Genomic DNA, 20,057 nt, shown 5'->3' on the forward strand with positions numbered 1-20,057 from the left:
TCAGCCCCCGCGCCGGTCGGCAAAGAAGTCGCGCAGCAGCGCCTCGGCGGGCTCGGCCGAGAGCCCGTCGTAGACCTCGGGCGCATGGTGGCACTGCGGATGGTTAAAGACGCGCGCCCCCTGCGCCACGCCGCCGGACTTCGGGTCCGAGGCGCCGTAGTAGAGCCGCCGGATCCGCGCGAAGGAGATCGCGGCCGCGCACATCGGGCAGGGCTCGAGCGTGACGTAGAGGTCGTGTCCCGGCAGCCGCTCCGAGCCCGAGTCGGCACAGGCGGCGCGCAGGGCGAGGATCTCGGCATGGGCGGTGGGATCCGACAGCTCGCGCGTGCGGTTGCCCGCCTCGGCCACCACGCGGCCCGCCGGGTCGACCAGCACCGCGCCCACCGGCACCTCGCCGCGCGCGGCGGCGGCACGGGCCTGGGCCAGGGCGGCCTGCATGTGGCTGCGAAAGGTCATCGCCGCGTGATAACCCGGCAGCGCCGCCAAGGCGAGCCGCCTTTCCCCGCGCCCCGCTTTGCAGTATGGCAGGCGGCATGAGCAAGCCGCCCCGCCGCCCCGCGACACCCCAGCGCCCCGCGCAAGACACCCCGCCCGGCGACCGTATCGCCAAGGTGCTGGCCCGCGCGGGCGTCGCCAGCCGGCGCGAGGCCGAGCGCATGATCGAGCAGGGGCGCGTCGCCGTGAACGGCGAGGTCATCACGCGCGCCGCGCTGAACGTGACATCGCGCGACCGCGTCACCGTGGACGGCAAGCCGCTCGAGGCGCCGCAGGCGCCGCGGCTCTGGCTCTACCACAAGCCCCCCGGCCTCGTGACCACCACCAAGGACGAGCAGGGCCGCCCGACGATCTACGACGAGCTGCCGGAGGAGCTGCCCCGGGTCATGAGCGTCGGCCGCCTCGACCTCAATTCCGAGGGACTGCTGCTGCTCACCAACGACGGCGGGATCAAGCGCAAGCTCGAGCTGCCCGCGACCGGCTGGCTGCGCAAGTACCGCGTGCGGGTCAAGGGCCGCCCCGACGACGCCACGCTTGAACCGCTGCGCACGGGGCTGGTGATCGACGGTCAGCGCTTCCAGCCGATGCAGGTTGCCCTCGACCGCCAGCAGGGCGCCAACGCCTGGCTGACCGTGGGACTGCGCGAGGGCAAGAACCGTGAGGTGCGCCGCGCCATGGCCGACATCGGGCTCTCGGTGAACCGGCTGATCCGCACCTCCTATGGCCCCTTCCAACTAGGCCAGCTGAAACCCGGCGAGGTGGAGGAGGTGCGTGGCCGCGTGCTGCGCGACCAGCTCGGGCTCGAGGGCGCCAAGACCGACCGGCCGACGCCCGCCCGCCGCCGCAAGCCGCCGCGCCGCAACCGCTCGGGCTGACCCGGTCCGGCGGGCCCCGATCGTTAACATTCGGGGCCCTGGCGTTAACGCTACAGGCGGATTTGCCTTTTTTGACAGGTCCGCGCCGCTTTTTCGCCCGGTTTCGCGATCACGTTCGGCCCATGGCGACGATTCTGTCCATAGTCCTTTTCGCGGTCACGACGCTGCTTGTGCTGGGCAACCTGCGCATGGTGGCGCAGGACACCCGGGCGGCGGTGACGCTGGCCCTGCGGCGGGCCCGGCACGGGGACCCGCTGGCGAAGCTCGCCTTCGCGGGGCTTTGGATCCTGATCTTCGCGCTGAGCTTTCTCTGAGGGGCGCGCCATGGGCCGGGACACGGACACCGACGAGCAGACGAGACACGCCCGCAACAGCCCGCTCGACTCCGGCGTGGGCGTTCTGTGCCTCGCCGCCTTCCCGATGATCCTGCTGCTGTTCCAGGGCTCGGCCACGACCGCCTTTGTCGCCCTGATCCAGATCGGCCTTTTCCTGCTGGGCGCCCGCCTGATCCACCGCGGTCAGGAGGTTCAGCGCGCATACGAGGCCGGAGCGCTGGCGCAGGCGCCGCACATACCGCGCAAGATGATCGGCTGCATCGTGATCGGCGCGGTCGTCATGGTGATGGCCGGGCGCCACTTCGTCTCGTTGCACATTCCGCTGGGCTTCGGCGCACTGGCGACCTGGCTCGGTATCGTCGCCTTCGGCATGGACCCCCTGCGCGAGCGGGGCGACGCCGCCCGCGCCGCGCGCATCCGCAAGGAGGATGCCACCGGTTTTGCCGAGGCCGAGACAGCGCTGATCGCCGCCGCCGACGAGATCGCGTCGCTGGGCGATGCCGAACTCGAGCGCCAGGTCGCGGCGATCAAGCGCGGTATTCTCGCGCTGGTGCGCGCGCTCTGTGACGATTCGGACGAGAGGCGCCGCCTGCGCAAGCCGGTGATGCGCCTCGCCGAACTGCTCGAGCGCGAGAACGCACAGTTGCAGGCGGCCTGGCCGACCGAGAACCGCGCGGCCGCGCGCAAGCGCTACCTGACGCGGGTGCAGGCGCTGGCCGAAGCCTTCGAGGAGCGCGCGAGGCGCAAGTCCACCAGAGGCGCGCGCGATTCCATGGAGATCGAGGCCGACCTCCTGTGGCACCGGATGCGGCAGGACCGCGCTGCCTGACATCCGCCGGGCCATTGCCCCTAGCAAGCGCCGGTCTTTGCCCTTAGGTTCTTGGTGAACCGCGAAATTCAGGGGGCGACATGTCCGGCACGGCCCTGCAGAAAGTGGCCTATATCCTATTGATCGTGCTCCTGTTCGGGGTCACCACCGGCTGGCTCGGGGGCCTTTGACGTGGCCCAACGCTATGGCGGCAAATACAGCCCCGACGACGGCGACGACAAAGCCGCGTCCGAGCCCGATCCGGGGCACTACCGGGGCGCGCGGGTCGATCCCGTGGGCGCGCGTTCGAACGTGCTCTTCGCTCCGCCCATCGTGCTGGCCGCGCTCTCCATCGGCGACGGCGCCACGGGCCTTGCGACCGGCCTTGCCGGGGCGGCGGCGCTGCTGCTGGGCGCCTGGCTGCTGCGCGACGGGCTGCGGGCGCAGGCGGCCTATGACGCGCGCCGCGTCGCGCGGCGGCCGCGCATCCCGCGCAAGATCTTCGCCGCCGTTCTCGCGGGGGCAGGCGCCGGCATCGCCGCCTTCAAGGCCGAGCCCGGCCTGGTCGCGCCGCTGATCTACTTCGGCGCGGTGACCGTGCTCCATATCGGTGCCTTCGGCATCGACCCGATGCGCGACAAGGGCATGGAGGGCATCGACACCTTCCAGCAGGACCGCGTGGCGCGCGTGGTCGACGAGGCGGAATCCTATCTGCAGGCGATGGAAGAGGCGGTGCGCCGCGCCGGCGACCGGCAGGTCGAGGCGCGCGTCGAGCGGTTTCACCACAAGGTCTCGCAACTGATCCGCACCGTCGAGGAAGACCCCCGCGACCTGAGCGCGGCACGCCGGTATCTCGGCGTCTACCTGATGGGCGCCCGCGACGCCGCCGTGAAATTCGCCGATATCTACGAGCGCACGCGCGACAGCGGCGCGAAATCCGATTTCATGATGCTGCTGACCGACCTCGAGGAGAGTTTCGGTCAGAAGAACGAGACACTTCTGTTGGACAACAATGCCGACCTGACGGTCGAGATCGATGTGCTGCGCGAACGGCTGCAGCGCGAAGGGGTGCGGCTTGACTGAGCCGCGAAGAAGACAGCCAGAGGGGGCGTCCGATGTCTGAAAACGTGAGAAGCGAGGCCGAGAAGGCGCTGGCGCAGGTGGACGAGCTGAACAAGGTGGTCCTGCCGGAGCCCAAGCAGGCCGACGCGGTGTCGCCGCTCGACAAGGCGACCCCGGCCGAACAGGAAGAGATCCGTGCGCGCATGGACGAGATCGACATGGGCGACACCAACTCGATCGTCTCCTTCGGCTCGGCCGCGCAGGCCGAGCTGCAGGAGATCAGCCAGGCCATGCTGGCCGACGTCCGCAACAAGGACGTGGGTCCCGCGGGCGACTCGCTGCGCGACATCGTGACGACGATCCGCGGCTTCTCGATCTCCGAGCTGGACGTGCGGCGCCAGCGTAGCTGGTGGGAAAAGCTGATCGGCCGCGCCGCGCCCTTCGCCAAGTTCACCGCCCGCTACGAGGACGTGCAGGGCCAGATCGACCGGATCACAGACAACCTGCTCAAGCACGAGCACCGGCTGCTCAAGGACATCAAGTCGCTGGACATGCTCTACGAGAAGACGCTGCAGTTCTACGACGAGCTGGCGCTCTACATCGCGGCGGGCGAAGCCAAGCTGCGCGACCTCGACGAGACGGACATCCCCGCCCGCGAGGCCGCGGTGCAGGCCGCCTCCGAGAACGACCAGGTGATGAAGGCGCAGGAGCTGCGCGACCTGCGCGCCGCCCGCGACGACCTCGAACGCCGGGTGCACGACCTGAAGCTCACGCGCCAGGTCACGATGCAGTCGCTGCCCTCGATCCGGCTGGTGCAGGAGAACGACAAGAGCCTCGTGACCAAGATCAACTCGACGCTGGTCAACACCGTGCCGCTCTGGGAGACGCAGCTGGCGCAGGCGGTCACCATCCAGCGCTCGACCGAGGCCGCCGCCGCCGTGCGCGAGGCCAACGACCTGACGAACGAGTTGCTGACCTCGAACGCGGCCAACCTGCGCGAGAGCAACGCCCAGATCCGCGAGGAGATGGAACGCGGCGTCTTCGACATCGAGGCGGTGAAACAGGCCAATGCCGACCTGATCGCCACGATCCAGGAAAGCCTCGAGATCGCGGACGAAGGCAAGGCCCGCCGCGCCAAGGCCGAGGAGGACCTCAAGACGATGGAGCACGAGCTGCGCGACACGCTCGCCTCGGCCAAGGCGCGCGCGGACGGCGTCGGCGACAATGCCGGAACCTCCGTTCCGGGCGGGAACTGATCGCATGAGGCGGGTGCTGCGTCGGGCGACGACGGCGACGGTGCTGCTTGCGGCGCTGTCGGCCTGCGAGACCTCGCAACTTGCGCCGCGATCGACGAGCGTGGCACCCGCCAGCCGCCCCGACGGCCTGCGCCGCGAGCCGGCGCCGGCGCGGCCGCAGGCGCCCTCGGGGCCGTCGCAGGCCAGCCTCGAGCTTGAACGCTACTACGCCCGCGTGCAGGCCGACCTGCTCGCGCAGGGACTGCTGCGCACCGACGGCGGCGGGCCGGACACGCCCTTCACCGACACGATGCTCGCCCGGAACTTCGAGCGCATCGCGCTGGCCGAGGAATACGAGCGCGGCGCCGGGCTGCGGCCGTCAAGCGGGCGGCTGGGGCGGATCAAGAAATGGGTCAAGCCGGTGCGCGTCTCGGCCGAGTTCGGCGCGTCCGTCGGCGCCGACCGCCGCGTGACCGACCGCAACATGCTGACCCAGTTCCTGAACCGGCTGGGCCGTGTGACAGGCCACCCGATCTCGATGACCCGGCCGGAAACGGCGAATTTCCACGTCCTCTTCATGTCCGAGGACGACAAGGGCGCCATCGCCCCGCGCGTCAGGGAACTGGTGCCCGACGTGAATCCCGCCTCGCTCGAGGTCTTCCGGAACCTGCCGCGCTCGATCCACTGCCTCGTGATCGCGTTTTCCGACACGCCGGGCGGCTACGACTACGGAACCGCCATCGCCGTGATCCGCGCCGAGCATCCCGACCTGCTGCGCCGCTCCTGCATCCACGAAGAGGTCGCGCAGGGCCTTGGCCTCGGCAACGACAGCCCCGAGGCACGGCCCTCGATCTTCAACGACGACGACGAGTTCGCGCTGCTCACCACGCACGACGAGCGGCTGCTGGAAATCCTCTACGACCCGCGCCTGCGCCCCGGCATGAGCGCCGAGGAGGCGCGCCCCATCGTGCGCTCGCTCGCCGCCGGGTTGACCGACGGCGCCTGATCACTCGTGGCGCCGGTCCCGGTGACCGGCGTCCCTTTCCGAAGACGGGCATCGCCAAGCTGCGGCCCGAACCTGCATCTGCGGAGGCCTTGCCATGGGCATTCTCGATTTCCTCTCCGGCCAGTTCATCGACGTCATTCACTGGACGGACGACACGCGCGACACGATGGTCTGGCGCTTCGAGCGCGAGGGCCACGAGATCAAGTACGGCGCCAAGCTGACCGTGCGCGAGGGTCAGTCCGCCGTCTTCGTCCACGAGGGGCAGCTGGCCGACGTGTTCACGCCCGGGCTCTACATGCTCGAGACGAACAACATGCCGATCATGACCTCGCTGCAGCACTGGGATCACGGCTTCCGCTCGCCCTTCAAGTCCGAGGTCTATTTCGTCAACACGACGCGGTTCAACGGGCTGAAGTGGGGCACCAAGAACCCGATCATCTGCCGCGATCCCGAGTTCGGGCCGGTGCGCCTGCGCGCCTACGGCACCTATTCCGTACGCGTCACCGATCCGGCGAAGTTCCTGACCGAGATCGTGGGCACCGACGGCAACTTCACCTCGGACGAGATCTCGTTCCAGATCCGCAACATCATCGTGCAGGCCTTCTCGCGCATCGTGGCCTCCTCGGGCATCCCGGTGCTGGACATGGCCGCCAACACCGCCGAGCTGGGCAAGATGCTGGCCGAGGCGATCTCGGCCACAATCGCGGACTACGGCCTCACGCTGCCCGAGCTCTACATCGAGAACATCTCGCTGCCGCAAGCGGTCGAGGCGGCGATGGACAAGCGCACCTCGATGGGCGTGATCGGCAACCTCGACGCCTACACCAAGTTCCAGGCGGCCGAGGCGCTGGCCAGGGAGGGCTCGGCCGCCGGCAACGCCATGGGCACCGGCATGGGCGCGGGGCTGGGCATGGCCATGGGCGCGGCGATGGGCGGCGGACAGGCCGGCCCCTGGGGCGCACGGCCCGAGGCCCCGGCGTCCCCTGCCGCCTCGGCACCGCCGCCTCCGCCTCCGCCGGTCGAACACGTCTGGCACATCGCCGAGAACGGCCAGACGCAGGGCCCCTTCTCCAAGGCGCGCATGGGCCGGGATGGTGACCGAGGGCACGCTCACCCGCGAGACCTATGTCTGGACGCAGGGGCAGGACGGCTGGCAGAAGGCCGAGGACGTGACCGAGCTTGCGCAGCTCTTCACCGTCATGCCCCCGCCCCCGCCGGGCGCCTGAGCGGGCTCAGCCGACGATCTCGACCTCGATGAAGCTCATCGCCGCGGTTCCCGCGTTGATGACGTTGTGCTCGACCCCGCAGTCGCGGCGATAGGCGCTGCCGGCCGGCACATGCGTCTCGCGCTCGCCGCCGTCGGGGTCCTGCAGGCGCATGTGACAGTCGGTCAGCGCGACGATGACGTAATCGTACTCGTGGCGATGCCAGCCGGTCTCGGCGCCCGGTTCGAAATCGAACCGAGTCACGCGCGTGCGGTCGTCGGAGACAAGCTGGCTGGCAAGGGCTTCGGTCTTTGACATCTTTGGATCCTGGTGTTGTCGATCGGTGCCGACAGCTATGGGCCTGGCCGAAGCGAGGGCAAGTCGATACGTCCCATCAGCATGGGCGCGAGGCAGGCGTCGCCGGGAAAGACCACGGAATCATCACGCGTCGCCGGAAAGGACCGCCTCGGGTCGACCTGCGACTCGCGCAGGAGCCGCCCGTCGTGGCACAGGTCCTGCGCCGCGTTGCCGATGTTGAAGCCGAAGCCCTCCGCGCCGCAGTCCTGGCCGAAGCCGTTCATGTTCCAGGCCTGCGGCATGGGCGCCTCCGGCCCGAACACGGTGAAGGCCGCGTCCTGCGGGCGGAAGGTCAGGACCCAGGTCGTCTCGTCCTCGAGCTCGCCCAGCGCCCAGCGGCCCAGCGGGGCGCCGTGGCGCGTGCCCTCGATGAAGAAGCACTCGACATCCTCGGCCCGGATCACGTCGCGCCCCAGCAGCGTGGAATCGAAGCCCAGCGCGCCGCGCATGGCGTAGCCGCCGCCGCCCTGCCACTCGAAGCTGTAGGCGACCGTCTGCGCCTGCCCCGGCGTCCCTCCCCCGGCCAGCAGCAGCGCCGCCAGTATCGGCCCGAATGCCACGCATCGCGGCCCTCCTTTCACCGTTGCGGCCGAACCTAACCGCCGGACCCGCCCGGGGAAACCGCCCCGCGGTCACCTTCGCGCCAACGGGCCATGCCGTGCCGCGAAACCGGTTCCATCCGGCGCGCCCCCGCCCTAACGTGCCCCCGCGCGAGACCGGAGGCCGCATGACCGAGGAACACCGCTTTCCCTGCGAACAATGCGGGGCCGACTACCGCTACAATCCCGCCGCCGGCGAACTGGTCTGCGACCATTGCGGCCACGTCGAACCCATCGCCGGCCCCGGCCCCTGGGACGGCGGGCTGCGCGAGCTGGATTTCAAGGCGGCCCTCGACAACCTCCTGCCGATGCAGGAGATGGAGGAGCTGCAGGTCTCGCACTGCCCCAACTGCGGCGCCGACGTCGAGTTCGCGCCGGATACCCACGCCACCGAGTGCCCCTTCTGCGCGACGCCGGTGGTCACAGGCACCGGCGCCCACCGCCAGATCAAGCCGCGCGGCGTGCTGCCCTTCGCGCTCGACGAGCCGGCGGCGCATGACGCCATGCTCGAGTGGCTGGGAAGCCTCTGGTTCGCCCCGAACGGGCTGAAGGACTATGCCCGCAAGGGGCGCAAGATGCAGGGCATCTACGTGCCCTACTGGACCTACGACGCCGACACGACCTCGGCCTACACCGGCCAGCGCGGCACGATCTACTACGAGACGCGGCAGGTCATGCGCGACGGCAAGATGCAGACCGTCCGCGTGCAGAAGATCCGTTGGCGGCCCGCCTCCGGCCGGGTGGCGCGGTTCTTCGACGACGTTCTGGTGCTGGCCTCCCGCTCGCTGCCCAAGCGCTTCACCGACGCGCTCGAGCCCTGGGACCTGACCCGGCTGGAGCCCTACCGGCCCGAGTTTCTCGCGGGCTTCCGCGCCGAGAGCTACCAGGTGCCGCTCGACGAGGGCTACCAGGAGGCGCGCGTCCGCATGGACCGCCAGATCGAGCGCGACGTGAAGTTCGACATCGGCGGCGACCGGCAGCGCATCCACCACGTCGACACGCAGGTGCGCGACGTGACCTTCAAGCACATCCTGCTGCCGGTCTGGCTGGCGGCCTACCGCTACCGCGGCGAGACCTACCGCTTCGTGGTCAACGGCACCTCGGGCAAGGTGCAGGGCGAACGCCCCTGGAGCGCGTGGAAGATCGCCTTCGCCGTCCTGGCGGGCCTGATCGTCGCGGCGGGCCTGGGCTATGTCATCTCGCAGAACCAGTGACGGCCGCGCCGGTCCCCGAACAGGAAGTAGGGTGGGCATCGCTGCCCACCCCTCCGCGGTCGCGGGGCGGCCGGCCGGACCCGGGGCGGGACGGGGATCACCGCCCCGGCAGGCACCGGCGTCAGCCCTTCTTTACCGCGATCTTGCGCCCGCCCGAACTTTCCGGCGGCTTGCGCGGGACGGTGATCTCGAGGACCCCGTCCTTGACATGCGCCTCGGCCTTGTCGGCGTCGGCATCCCCGGGCAGGCGGAACGACCGCCGGAACGAGCCGTATTCCCGCTCGGAGAAATACCAGGTCTCGCCCTTGTCCTCGCGCGTCTCGGATTTCTCGCCCGAGACCGAGAGCATCCCGTCCTCGACGTTGAGCTCGATGTCGTCCTCGGACACGCCCGGCAACTCCACCGCGATCCGGTAGGCCTTGTCGTCGGACGAGGCATCGGACGCCGGCGACAGCCAGTCCGACACGCGTGTCCCGAACCCCTTGAGCGGGGCGTAGAGATTTGGCCAGAGGCCACCTTGGTTCGTCTCGACCATTGAAGTCCCCTCCTTTCTCGAACCGCGATTATGGCCCGACAGGCGGCGCCGCGCCTTGATCCCGCGCAATGATCGGAGCCCTTGTGCAGGTCTCGCCGAGCGGGCAGGCTGCGGCCAGATCCGGGAGGGAGAGGAACGCCGATGATCCTGTGCTGCGGCGAATCGCTGATCGACATGCTGCCCCGCGAAAGCACCGGGGGCGAGCCCGCTTTTGCCCCCGTGCCGGGCGGCGCCGTCTTCAACACCGCGATCGCGCTGGGGCGGCTGGGCGCACCCTCGGGCTATTTCGGCGGGATCTCGACCGATCTCTTTGGCCGGATGCTGGCCCGCGCGCTGTCGGACTCGGGCGTCGATTTCACGCTCTGCCCCCGGCCGGGCCGGCCGACGACGCTGGCTTTCGTGACGCTGACCGACGGGCAGGCGCAATACGCCTTCTACGACGAGAACACCGCCGGGCGGATGCTGACGGAAGCCGACCTGCCGGCGTTGGACGACAGGGTCGAGGCGCTGTTCTTCGGCGGCATCAGCCTTGTCGCAGAACCGGGGGCGGACAGCCTCGCGGCGCTCTGCGCGCAGGCGGGCGACCGTCCGGTCATGATCGACCCGAACATCCGGCCCGATTTCATCACCGACCCGGCTTCCTACCGCGCGCGCCTCGCGGCGATGCTGGACCGCGCCGACATCGTGAAGGTCTCGGACGAGGACATGGCCTGGCTGGGCACCACCCCGGCCGAGCTGATCGCGGGCGGCGTGACGCTGGTGCTCGAGACGCGCGGCGCCGAGGGCGTGCTGGCCGTGACCAAGGCGGGCGAGGCGCTGGTCCCTGCGCGCGCGGCCAAGGTCGTCGACACCGTGGGCGCGGGCGACACCTTCAACGCCGGGCTGCTGGCGGGGCTCTGGCGCGCCGGGCTGCTGTCGCGCGCGGCGCTGCGCGAGGCCACGCTCGAGGCGCTGGAACCGGCGGTGGCGCTGGGGGCCGCTGCGGCGGCGATCACGGTGAGCCGCGCGGGCGCCAATCCGCCTTGGGAGGACGAACTGTGAGGGCCCTTGTCCAACGCGTCTCCGAGGCAAGCGTCACCGTTGAAGGTGCCGTCCTGGGCGAGATCGGGCCGGGCCTTCTGGTGCTGGTCTGCGCCATGCAGGGCGACACCGAGGCGCAGGCGGAAAAGCTTGCCGCCAAGGTCGCCCGGCTGCGCATCTTCCGCGACGACGAGGGCCGCATGAACCGCGCGGTGCGCGACACGGGCGGGGCCGCGCTGGTGGTGAGCCAGTTCACCCTGGCCGCCGACACGCGCAGCGGCAATCGCCCCGGCTTTTCCGCCGCCGCCGCGCCGGAAACCGGGGAAAAGCTCTACGAGCATTTCGCGGCGCGCCTGCAGGCCGAGGGTGTCCCGGTGGCCACGGGCCGTTTCGGCGCCGACATGAAGGTCGGACTGATCAACGACGGTCCGGTGACCATCTGGATGGACACCGAGGCTTGAGGGCCCTTCCCCCACGCGGTTTCAGGCGGATTTCAGAAGGTTCCGGATGACCGGCTGCTTGTGCGGCTTGTCCCGCAGCGCGGTCAGCAGCTCGGCCAGCTCGGGCTCGTCAACACGCTTGGCGGCGGCCTTGGGCGTGAACCACTTTCGCTTGCGCTGGTGGCGTTCCTTCCAGCGGCGTTTGAGCTTGTCGACGATCATCGGGTAGACGCGCACCTTGCAGGGCAGGACCGAACCGTCGTCCAATACCTTGTCGTAGCGATAGGTCCCGAGCACCTGGTTGCCGATGTACCCCTTGGCCCCGGCTTCCTCGAGCGCCTCGATCTCGGCGGCCGCCCAGGGCTTCTTGCCGTCCATCTCCCAGCCCTTGGGCATGACCCAGCGGCCGGTATCGCGGGAGGTGACCATCAATACCGTGAGATTGCCCTTCTTGTCCCAATGCAGGGGCAAGGCTGCGATCTGTTCGCCGAATTCGGCCATACACGACACCGATGTTCTGCCTGTGAACACGCTAACATAGCGTGGCGGCCATACCATGACAGTTTTCCGACAATCCGGCCGCCACCTTCCGGTTGAGGCCGCCCCGGCACGGCATGACAAGCAAGACATGCACGGTAGCCGCGCGTCCGGCCGTTTGCGCCGTCCCGTGCAGTCGTCAGACACGAAGAGGGGGCAAGCCCGCAGGCCCGCCCCCGTCTGTCGCTGCCGCCGTCGACGTCACTTTGCCGGGCGGTCGTCCTCTCCCGAGAGCCGGGCGTCCTCGCGCAGCTCGAGCCACATGGCGTTCAGCACCGCGAGCAGCGCCGCGAGCGGAAGGCCGAGCATCCAGGCGAAATACCACATCGGTCTTGTCCTTTCCTCAGTAGCTGTGACCGGCGCCGGTCACGTCGTCCTCGGTGACCTTGCCCCAGAGCACCCGGTAGACCCAGGCGGTGTAGGCCAGGATCAGCGGCATGAAGATCGCCGTCGCCACCAGCATGACGAACAGCGTCAGGTGCGAGGACGAGGCATCCCAGACCGTCAGCGAGCTGTCGGGATCGACGGTCGAGGGCAGGATGAAGGGAAACATCGTCAGCCCGACGCTGGCGATGATCCCGGTGATGCCCAGCTTGGACCAGAGCAGGGTCGAGACCTCGTGCCCCTCGCGCAGCCCGCGCACCGCCATGGCGATACCGGCAAAGCCCATGAGCGGCGCCACCGCGATCCAGGGCCGCGCCGCGTAGGCCGCGAGCCATGTGCCGCCGTGGGTCACCTCGGAGTGCAGCGGGTTCGACGGCCCGTCGGTCACGATCTCGCCCGCGATGGCGAAACCGTCGACCCCGACCGCCAGCCAGAGCCCCGCCAGCGCGTAGCCTGCCGCGGCCACCACGCCGGCGACGGTGCCGATGCTGCGGGCGCGGATCTGCACCCAGCCCTCGGTCTTGAGCGTCAGCCAGGCCGCGCCGTGCATCAGCAGCATCGACAGCGACACCACGCCCGCCAGCAGCGCGAAGGGCCGCAGCAGGCCAAGGAACTTGCCGTAGAAGCTACCGTCGTACATCGGCATCAGGTCGTCGGTCAGGTGGAAGGGCACGCCCAGCAGCACGTTGCCCACCGCCACGCCGAAAAGCAGCGCCGGCACCGCGCCACCGATGAACAGCGCCCAGTCCCAGCCGTTGCGCCAGGACTGGCTCTCGCGTTTGGAGCGGTACTTGAACCCCACCGGCCGCAGGATCAGCGCCGCGAGAACCGCGAACATCGCGAGGTAGAAGCCCGAGAAGCTGACCGCGTAGAGCGGCGGCCATGCGGCGAAGATCGCCCCGCCGCCGAGGATGAACCAGACCTGGTTGCCCTCCCAGACCGGGCCGACCGTGTTGATGACCACCCGGCGCTCGGTGTCGGTGCGGGCCACGAAGGGCAGCAGAGCGCCCGTGCCCATGTCGAAGCCGTCGGTCAGGGCGAAACCGATCAGCAGGACGCCCACCAGCGCCCACCAGATCACGCGCAGAACCTCGAAACTGATGAATTCATGCAGGACCATCTCTGTCACTCCGCCGGTTGCTGCGCGAACGGACCCTTGCCGTCATGGGTGCGCAGGCGATGTTCGTGGCGCTCTGTCCAGCGCTCGGTCTCTTCAACGTCCTCGACCGGACCGCGGCGAATGAACTTCAGCATCAGCCCCATCTCGATCACGAAGAGCGCGGTGTAGAAGATCATGAACCCCGCGAGCGTGACCAGAAGGTCGCCGACGCTGAGGTGGCTGGCGGAGAGTGCCGTTGGCAGCACCCCGTCGACCGTCCAGGGCTGGCGCCCGAACTCGGCCACGAACCAGCCCAGCTCGGCTGCGATCCAGGGGGCCGGGATCATGATCACCGCCATGCGGAGCGACCACCGGGGGAAGCGCATGCCACGGAAGTTGGCCGTGATGAAGAAGTAGAGCATCACCGCGATGAAGGCGAAGCCGAGCCCCACCATGATCCGGAAGGCCCAGAACAGCGGTGCCACCCCGGGAATCGTGTCGTTCGCCGCCTGCACGATCTGCTCCTCGGAGGCCTCGCGCGGGTCCTCGACGTAGCGCTTGAGCAGCATGGCGTAGCCGAGGTCGTCGGAATGCGCCTCGAAGCGGGCCCGGACCTCGGGCGGCGTCGCGTCGCGCGCCTCGCGCAGGGTCATCAGCGCGTCGTAGGCGATGATCCCCGAGCGCACCTTGTCCTCGGACTGGTCGACCAGTTCCGCGATGCCGGGGATCTCCTCGGTCAGCGAGCGTGTCCCGATCAGCCCCATGGCCCAGGGAATCTGCACGGCATAGTGCGTCTCGCGCGCCTCCTGGTCGGGAAAGCCGATCGCGGTGAAGGGCGCGGGGGCCTCGTGCGTTTCCCACATGCCCTCGATTGCAGCGAGCTTCATCTTCTGGGTGTGGCTCGCGTTGTAGCCCGACTCGTCGCCCAGCACGACGACCGACAGCGCCGAGGCCAGCCCGAAGGAGGCCGCCACCGCGATCGACCGGCGGGCCAGTTCGACGTGCCGGCCCTTGAGCAGGTACCAGGCCGAGACGCCCAGCACGAAGACCGCCGCCGTGACGTAACCGGCCGAGACGGTGTGCACGAACTTGGCCTGTGCGACCCCGTTGAAGACCACCTCGAAGAAGCTGGTCATCTCCATCCGCATGGTGTCGGGGTTGAATTCGGCACCCACCGGGTTCTGCATCCAGCCGTTGGCGATCAGGATCCAAAGCGCCGAGAAGTTCGACCCGATGGCGACCAGCCAGGCCACGATCATGTGGCCGACCTTGCTCAGCTTGTCCCAGCCGAAGAAGAACAGCCCCACGAAGGTCGCCTCGAGGAAGAAGGCCATCAGCCCCTCGACCGCCAGCGGCGCGCCGAAGATGTCGCCGACGTAGTGGCTGTAGTAGCTCCAGTTCATGCCGAACTGGAATTCCATGGTGATGCCGGTGGCCACGCCCAGCACGAAGTTGATGCCGAACAGCGTGCCCCAGAATTTCGTCATCTGCCGCCAGATCGGGCGGTTCGTCATGACATAGACGGTCTCCATGATCGCCACGAGGATCGACAGACCCAGCGTCAGCGGCACGAAGAGAAAGTGGTACATCGCGGTCATCGCGAACTGCAGGCGCGACAACTCGACGACATCGAGTTCCATGATGGTACTCCTCGATCTGTGCGGCCGGCGCGGTGCCCCGTGCCGCGGATGAATCCTCCCGAACGCGCTAAACCTGCGTCACAGATTCAGCTTTGCCCCCCTCCTACCCCCGAAGCAAGCGTGACAAATTGATCTGGATCAAATTTATTCCACATTTGGAATATAACTTTCGAGCGAGATCACACGATCGGCGCTCGCCAATTCGGCGCTGCGATGAGAGGCGGTCAAGATGGCCGCACGGGGCAAAAACGCGCGGACTCCGGCCAGCACGCGCGCCGCGGTCCCGGGGTCCAGCCCCTCGGTCGGCTCGTCCAGCAGCAGCACCGCGGGCCGGCGCAGCAGGGCGCGGGCCAGCACCAGCCGGCGCGCCTGTCCGCCCGACAGCCCGGCGCCGCCCTCGCCCAGCTGCGTGTCCAGCCCGTCGCGTGCGTCCAGCGCATCGGCGAGGGCAACGGTCTCCAGCGCCGCGCGCGCATCTGCGTCGGTCAGCGCGGGATCGGCGAGCGCAAGGTTCTCGCGGATGCTGCCCGCGATCAGGGCCGAACGCTGCGGCACCAGCGTCAGCGTGTCGCGCAGCGGGGGTGCGGGCCAGGCGGCCAGCGGCGTGCCCTGCAGAAGCACCTCGCCGGCGGTGGCCGGCAGCACGCCCGCCAGCACGTCGAGCAGCGTGCTCTTGCCCAGCCCGCTGGCGCCCCGGATCGCCAGCGTCTCGCCCGGCGCGACGGCAAAGCCCAGGTCGTGCACCAGCAGCCGCGCCCAGCCCGGGCGCGTCATCGACAGGTGCCGCACCTCGAGCGCGGCCGTCGCCCTCGCGGGCGCAGAAGGCATGGCGCGTTGCTCGGGCGGCGCCTCGGGCACGTCGACAAGCACCCGGTCGGCCGCGTCGCGCATGCGCCCGATCTCGGCCATGCCCCGGCGCAGCGGCAGCAGGGTCTCGGGCAGCGCCAGCGCCACGAAGACGCCCACGGCCGCGAGCGCCGGGTCGATCTCGCGCCCCGCGACCAGCCAGCCCGAGAGCGCAAAGACCCCCGCCGCCACCAGCGTCACGATCACCGACAGCATCAGCCCGGCGCCCGTGTCGACGGCGTCGAGCCGGTCCATCGCGGCGCGAGCCTCGGCCTCGGTCTCGTCCAGCGCGGCGCGCCAGCGCGGCAGGGTGCCCTGAAGGATCGCCTCGCGCCGCCCCCGGAACAGGCCGATGGCCCCCTGCCGCAAGGCCTGCATCGCGCGTTCGGCCCGTGACGACAGGCCCAGCGTCGCGCGTCCCAGCCGCCAGAGCACGACACCGCCGCCCAGCACGTAGCCAAGGGCGATCGACATGGCGACGGCGTGCGAGGTCAGCGCCCAGAGCGCGGCGAAGGCGGCGACATGCGCCAGCAGCGCCGCCGCCACGGGCAGCGCGAGCCGCAGCACCACCCCGTCGAGGGCATCGACATCCGCCGTGATCCGCGTCAGCGCCACCGCCCCGCGCAGGCGGCGCAACTCGGCAAAGGACTGGGTTTCGAGCCGCTCCAGCAGCCGGACCCGCAGGCGGGTGAGCGCGCGCAGCGTCGCGTCATGCGTGAGCAGCCGCTCGCCGTAGCGCGCTGCGGCACGGCCGAGCGCGAGAAATCGGATCCCCGCGCTGGGGCGGAAGACGTCGAAAGCGATGCCGATCCCGGCCAGCCCCGCCAGCCCGGTCGCGGTGATGAACCAACCCGAGAGGCCCAGCAGCGCCACCCCCATGAGCAGCACCACGACCGACAGCGCCGCGCCCCGCCACATGGCGCCGGGCTCGGACCGCCAGAGCAACCGCAGGATGCGCCACAGCCGGATCATGGCGCGGCCTCCAGCGTCACCACGCGCCCCAGTGCCCCCGCGAGCGAGGTGTCGTGCGTCGCGACGATCACCGTGCGCCCCTCGGCGGCAAGCTCGGTCAGCGCGGCGGTGATCGCGGTGCCCGTGGCGGCGTCGAGGTCCGCGGTCGGTTCGTCGGCGAGCACCACCTCGGCCCCGGTCAGGAAGGCCCGCGCCAGCAGCAGGCGCCGCGCCTCGCCGCCCGAGACGCCGGCGCCGGTCTCGCCCAGCCGCGTCTCGAGCCCCTCGGGCAGCGCCGCGACGATCTCTGCCGCCCGCGCTCTTTCGAGCGCGCGTCGCATGTCGGTACCGCTGTCGTGCGGATCGAGGAAGCGGCGCAGGGTCATGTCCGGGACGTGCACGCTTTGCGGCACATGGGCGATCCGCGCGCGCCAGGCGTCGGCGCTCTCGTCCGTCAGGGGCTGCCCCGCCACCTCCACGACGCCCGTCTCGGGTCGGGTCAGCCCCGCGACAAGATCCAGCGTGGTCGACTTGCCCACACCGCTCGGGCCCTGCAGCGCGACGCTCTCGCCCGCGGCCACCTCGAGATCGGGCAGCGCCAGCACCGCGCCGCCGCGCCGTACGGTGACGCCTTTCAGATGTACGGAGGCCGGCCCGGGCAGCGGCGCGGCGTCGCCGCCCTGCCCCAGCACGGCAGGCGTCTCGTCAGCTGTCAGCGCGTCGACCTCGTCGGCCACCGCCTCGGCGGCGGCGCGGTCGTGCCAGGCGCTCGCGAGATCGCGCAGCGGCTGGAAGAACTCTGGCGCCAGCAACAGCAGGAAGACGCCCTCGCCCACCGTCAGCGGCGCACCCCAGGTGCCGAAGTGGAAGACGCCCAGCAGCGAGAAGCCCACGTAGACCGCCACCAGCGCGACGCCGAGCGCCGAGAAGAGCTCGAGCACCGTCGAGGACAGGAAGGCCACGCGCAGCACCGACATGGTGCGTGCCCGCAGCCCGTCGGCGCGCGCCTCGAAGGCCGCGCGCGAGGCCGCGCCGGCGTTCAGAAGCAGGATGTCCGGCATCGCGGCGATGCGGTCGATCAGCAGGCTGTTGAGCGCACCGACCTCGACCATCTGCTTGGCACTGGCCTCTTTCGCGGCCATGCCGACAAGCGCCATGAAGAGCGGAATCAGCGGCCCCGCGATCAGCAGGATCAGCGCCACCGGCCATGACATCGAGGCCGCGACGGCGATGAAGACCAGCGGCAGCACCTTGGCGCGCAGCATCGCCGGGCGGTAGCGGGTGATCCAGGGACCGAGCGCGGCAAGTTTCTCGGTCAGCATGGCCGCCAGCGCGGCCGACGAGGTCGCCCCTTCGGGCCGCAGCGCCTCGCGCGTGACGACACCCTGGCGCAGTTTGTGGATGACACCGTCGGCGGCGGCGTAGCACTGGCGCGCCGACATGCGCTCGACCACCGCGCGCAGCAGGCCCCATCCGGCGAAGAAGGCGGCGGCGACCAGGCTGCGCGTCGCATCGGCGCCAGAGACCCAGCCCTGCACGCCCCATGCCAGCGCCATGGCCTGCAACGGCCAGAACAGTCCTGCCGCCACCGAGAGCATGGCCGCGCGGCGCAGGCGGCCAATGGCCTCCGTCGACAGGAGGCGGTCTGCGGTCGGTCGGCGGGCCAAGGCGTCTCCGGTTCGTCAGCCGCCCCCCGACCGTATAGGCGCAGGGCGCGGGCGCAATGCAAACCGGGCGCCTCCGGCGCGTCACTCCGCCGCTGCGGGCAGGATCTCGGACCGGTGCGCGGCCATCCAGTCGTCGAGCGCGGTCACCTGTTCGGGCCGCATCCGCAGGCCCAGCTTGCTGCGACGCCAGACCACGTCGGCGGCGCTGCGGGCGAACTCGTGCTCCATCAGCCAGGTCACCTCGCGCTCGGTCAGGTCCGCGCCGAAACGGCGACCGAGGTCGGCCTCGGTCGTGGCGTCGCCCAGAAGGTCGCGCGCCTCGGTGCCGTAGGCCCGGACGAGCCGCCGCGCCCAGCGGTCGTCGAGAAAGACGTAGTCCTCGAGCAACTGATCCACGAGCGCCTGGAAGCCGCCGACGGCAAAGTCGCCACCGGGCAGCGGGGCGCCCGCGGTCCAGGGCTTGCCGGTGCCGGGCAGTTGCGAGGCGATCTTTTCCAGCGCGGCCTCGGCGAGCCGCCGGTAGGTGGTGATCTTGCCGCCGAAGACATTGAGCAGCGGCGCGCCGCCCTCGTCCTCGAGCTTGAGGACATATTCGCGTGTCGCCGCCGTCGCGCTGCGCGCCCCGTCGTCGTAGAGCGGACGCACCCCGGAATAGGTCCAGACCACGTCGTCGCGGGTGAGCTGGCGCTTGAAGTACTGGTTCGCGAAGTTCAGCAGGTAGTCCTGCTCCTCGACGGTGCACTCGGGCTCCATGTCGGGATCGACCTGTTTGGCCTCGGTGGTGCCGATCAGGGTGAAATCCGTCTCGTAGGGGATCGCGAAGATGATCCGTCCGTCGGTCCCCTGGAAGAAATAGGCCTTGTCGTGGTCGAAAATCCGCCGCGTGACGATGTGCGAGCCGCGCACCAGCCGCACGGAATCCTTCGAGGGCAGGTCGATGCGGTCCTGCAGCACCTCCCCGACCCAGGGACCGGCGGCATTGACCAGCATCTTCGCCCGGTACTCGTGCCGCTTGCCGGTCTCGTCCTCGGTCTCGATCTCCCAGTGATCGTCCTTGCGGGCGGTGCGCACGACCTTGTTGCGCACGAGGATCTCGGCCCCGTGCGCCTGCGCGTCGCGCGCGTTCAGCACCACGAGCCGCGAGTCCTCGACCCAGCAGTCGGAGTATTCCCAGGCCCGCTCGAACCGGTCCTGCAGGGGCGTGCCCTCGGCGCCGTGCTCGAGGTCGACCGTCTTCGTGCCGGGCAGGATGCGGCGTCCGCCCAGGTGGTCGTACATGAACAGGCCAAGCCGGATCAGCCACCAGGGCCGCCGGCCCTTCATCCAGGGCATGACCCGCGACAGCAGCCGTGAGGTGGGCGTTTCGCTCTCGAAGCGCATGTCGCCGCTGAAGGGCAGCACGAAGCGCATCGGCCAGCTGATGTGCGGCATCGCCTTGAGCAGCACTTCACGCTCGGCCAGCGCTTCGTGCACCAGCCGGAACTCGAAGAACTCGAGGTAGCGCAGCCCGCCGTGAAAGAGCTTGGTCGACGACGACGAGGTTGCCTGCGCGAGGTCGTTCATCTCGGCGAGGGTGACGCTCAGCCCCCGACCCGCGGCATCGCGGGCGATCCCGCAACCGTTCACGCCGCCACCGATCACGAATAGATCCCGAACTTCGGAAGAAGACATCCTAGTCCTCCTTTGCGGTTTCTCCGATACCTAGCATCGGAGCCCCGAAAGGAAAACATGAGGGGCCCGGCCTGCC

20 protein-coding genes and 1 pseudogene are annotated in these 20,057 nt (G+C 69.9%); 10 read left to right on the forward strand and 11 right to left on the reverse strand.

Annotated features, from left to right (window positions below; genetic code table 11):
- Window positions 1–456: a nucleoside deaminase gene (locus tag SALMUC_RS26025; protein ID WP_037372983.1), complete on the reverse strand. Its 456-nt coding sequence runs from the start codon at window positions 454–456 to the stop codon at window positions 1–3.
- 77 nt (window positions 457–533) lie between these two features.
- On the opposite strand from SALMUC_RS26025, the gene SALMUC_RS26030 reads away from it, so the two are divergent.
- The 7 genes and pseudogenes from SALMUC_RS26030 to SALMUC_RS26060 all read left to right on the forward strand — a co-directional run bounded on the left by SALMUC_RS26030 (window position 534) and on the right by SALMUC_RS26060 (window position 7,042).
- Window positions 534–1,370, forward strand: a complete 837-nt coding sequence (locus tag SALMUC_RS26030) for a pseudouridine synthase (RefSeq protein WP_021121019.1) — start codon at window positions 534–536, stop codon at window positions 1,368–1,370.
- Window positions 1,371–1,492: 122 nt separating this feature from the next.
- On the forward strand, window positions 1,493–1,684 hold the full coding sequence (locus tag SALMUC_RS26035) for a hypothetical protein (RefSeq protein WP_020041864.1): 192 nt from the start codon (window positions 1,493–1,495) through the stop codon (window positions 1,682–1,684).
- Between the two features lie 10 nt (window positions 1,685–1,694).
- Window positions 1,695–2,534 (forward strand): hypothetical protein, encoded by an 840-nt coding sequence (locus SALMUC_RS26040; protein ID WP_020041863.1) that lies wholly within the window; start codon window positions 1,695–1,697, stop codon window positions 2,532–2,534.
- A 171-nt stretch (window positions 2,535–2,705) separates the two neighbouring features.
- The gene (locus tag SALMUC_RS26045; protein ID WP_020041861.1) at window positions 2,706–3,596 is read left to right on the forward strand and encodes a 5-bromo-4-chloroindolyl phosphate hydrolysis family protein; all 891 of its coding nucleotides are present in this window, start codon (window positions 2,706–2,708) and stop codon (window positions 3,594–3,596) included.
- Between the two features lie 32 nt (window positions 3,597–3,628).
- Window positions 3,629–4,831, forward strand: a complete 1,203-nt coding sequence (locus tag SALMUC_RS26050; RefSeq protein ID WP_020041860.1) for a toxic anion resistance protein — start codon at window positions 3,629–3,631, stop codon at window positions 4,829–4,831.
- Between the two features lie 4 nt (window positions 4,832–4,835).
- Window positions 4,836–5,816: a DUF2927 domain-containing protein gene (locus SALMUC_RS26055; RefSeq protein WP_020041859.1), complete on the forward strand. Its 981-nt coding sequence runs from the start codon at window positions 4,836–4,838 to the stop codon at window positions 5,814–5,816.
- Between the two features lie 94 nt (window positions 5,817–5,910).
- A pseudogene (locus SALMUC_RS26060) lies at window positions 5,911–7,042 on the forward strand (SPFH domain-containing protein).
- A 6-nt stretch (window positions 7,043–7,048) separates the two neighbouring features.
- Here SALMUC_RS26060 and SALMUC_RS26065 read toward each other — a convergent pair.
- Entirely contained in the window at window positions 7,049–7,339 is a 291-nt protein-coding gene (locus SALMUC_RS26065; RefSeq protein WP_020041857.1) for a cupin domain-containing protein, read from the reverse strand.
- A 35-nt stretch (window positions 7,340–7,374) separates the two neighbouring features.
- Complete coding sequence (locus SALMUC_RS26070) at window positions 7,375–7,938, reverse strand: hypothetical protein (RefSeq protein ID WP_021121022.1); 564 nt, start codon at window positions 7,936–7,938, stop codon at window positions 7,375–7,377.
- Between the two features lie 167 nt (window positions 7,939–8,105).
- Here SALMUC_RS26070 and SALMUC_RS26075 point away from each other — a divergent pair, with 167 nt between their 5' ends.
- Window positions 8,106–9,191: a TFIIB-type zinc finger domain-containing protein gene (locus SALMUC_RS26075; protein ID WP_020041855.1), complete on the forward strand. Its 1,086-nt coding sequence runs from the start codon at window positions 8,106–8,108 to the stop codon at window positions 9,189–9,191.
- A gap of 121 nt (window positions 9,192–9,312) precedes the next feature.
- Here SALMUC_RS26075 and SALMUC_RS26080 read toward each other — a convergent pair whose 3' ends face one another.
- Window positions 9,313–9,726 carry an Hsp20/alpha crystallin family protein gene (locus tag SALMUC_RS26080; RefSeq protein WP_020041854.1) on the reverse strand — a complete coding sequence of 138 codons (414 nt, stop codon included), beginning with the start codon at window positions 9,724–9,726 and terminating at the stop codon, window positions 9,313–9,315.
- A gap of 141 nt (window positions 9,727–9,867) precedes the next feature.
- Here SALMUC_RS26080 and SALMUC_RS26085 point away from each other — a divergent pair, with 141 nt between their 5' ends.
- Together SALMUC_RS26085 and dtd are read left to right on the forward strand one after the other, a co-directional pair.
- Window positions 9,868–10,767: a carbohydrate kinase family protein gene (locus SALMUC_RS26085; protein ID WP_020041853.1), complete on the forward strand. Its 900-nt coding sequence runs from the start codon at window positions 9,868–9,870 to the stop codon at window positions 10,765–10,767.
- Window positions 10,764–11,207: a D-aminoacyl-tRNA deacylase gene (dtd, locus tag SALMUC_RS26090; RefSeq protein ID WP_020041852.1), complete on the forward strand. Its 444-nt coding sequence runs from the start codon at window positions 10,764–10,766 to the stop codon at window positions 11,205–11,207. The genes SALMUC_RS26085 and dtd overlap by 4 nt, the downstream gene beginning before the upstream one ends.
- 21 nt (window positions 11,208–11,228) lie before the next feature.
- Here dtd and SALMUC_RS26095 read toward each other — a convergent pair whose 3' ends face one another.
- The 7 genes from SALMUC_RS26095 to glpD all read right to left on the reverse strand — a co-directional run bounded on the left by SALMUC_RS26095 (window position 11,229) and on the right by glpD (window position 19,981).
- Window positions 11,229–11,687, reverse strand: coding sequence for an NUDIX hydrolase (locus SALMUC_RS26095; protein ID WP_020041851.1), 459 nt, complete (start codon window positions 11,685–11,687; stop codon window positions 11,229–11,231).
- A 237-nt stretch (window positions 11,688–11,924) separates the two neighbouring features.
- Window positions 11,925–12,050: a cytochrome bd-I oxidase subunit CydX gene (gene cydX / locus SALMUC_RS26100; protein WP_020041850.1), complete on the reverse strand. Its 126-nt coding sequence runs from the start codon at window positions 12,048–12,050 to the stop codon at window positions 11,925–11,927.
- Between the two features lie 16 nt (window positions 12,051–12,066).
- Window positions 12,067–13,227: a cytochrome d ubiquinol oxidase subunit II gene (cydB, locus tag SALMUC_RS26105; RefSeq protein ID WP_020041849.1), complete on the reverse strand. Its 1,161-nt coding sequence runs from the start codon at window positions 13,225–13,227 to the stop codon at window positions 12,067–12,069.
- 5 nt (window positions 13,228–13,232) lie between these two features.
- Window positions 13,233–14,846 carry a cytochrome ubiquinol oxidase subunit I gene (locus SALMUC_RS26110; RefSeq protein WP_020041848.1) on the reverse strand — a complete coding sequence of 538 codons (1,614 nt, stop codon included), beginning with the start codon at window positions 14,844–14,846 and terminating at the stop codon, window positions 13,233–13,235.
- 144 nt (window positions 14,847–14,990) lie between these two features.
- Window positions 14,991–16,664, reverse strand: a complete 1,674-nt coding sequence (locus SALMUC_RS26115; RefSeq protein WP_020041847.1) for an amino acid ABC transporter ATP-binding/permease protein — start codon at window positions 16,662–16,664, stop codon at window positions 14,991–14,993.
- Entirely contained in the window at window positions 16,661–18,310 is a 1,650-nt protein-coding gene (gene cydD / locus SALMUC_RS26120) for a thiol reductant ABC exporter subunit CydD (RefSeq protein WP_020041846.1), read from the reverse strand. Before cydD ends, SALMUC_RS26115 begins: the two co-directional genes overlap by 4 nt.
- An 81-nt stretch (window positions 18,311–18,391) precedes the next feature.
- Entirely contained in the window at window positions 18,392–19,981 is a 1,590-nt protein-coding gene (gene glpD, locus SALMUC_RS26125) for a glycerol-3-phosphate dehydrogenase (protein ID WP_020041845.1), read from the reverse strand.
- Window positions 19,982–20,057: the final 76 nt, after the last annotated feature.

The organism is Salipiger mucosus DSM 16094 (genome assembly GCF_000442255.1).
GTDB lineage: Bacteria > Pseudomonadota > Alphaproteobacteria > Rhodobacterales > Rhodobacteraceae > Salipiger > Salipiger mucosus.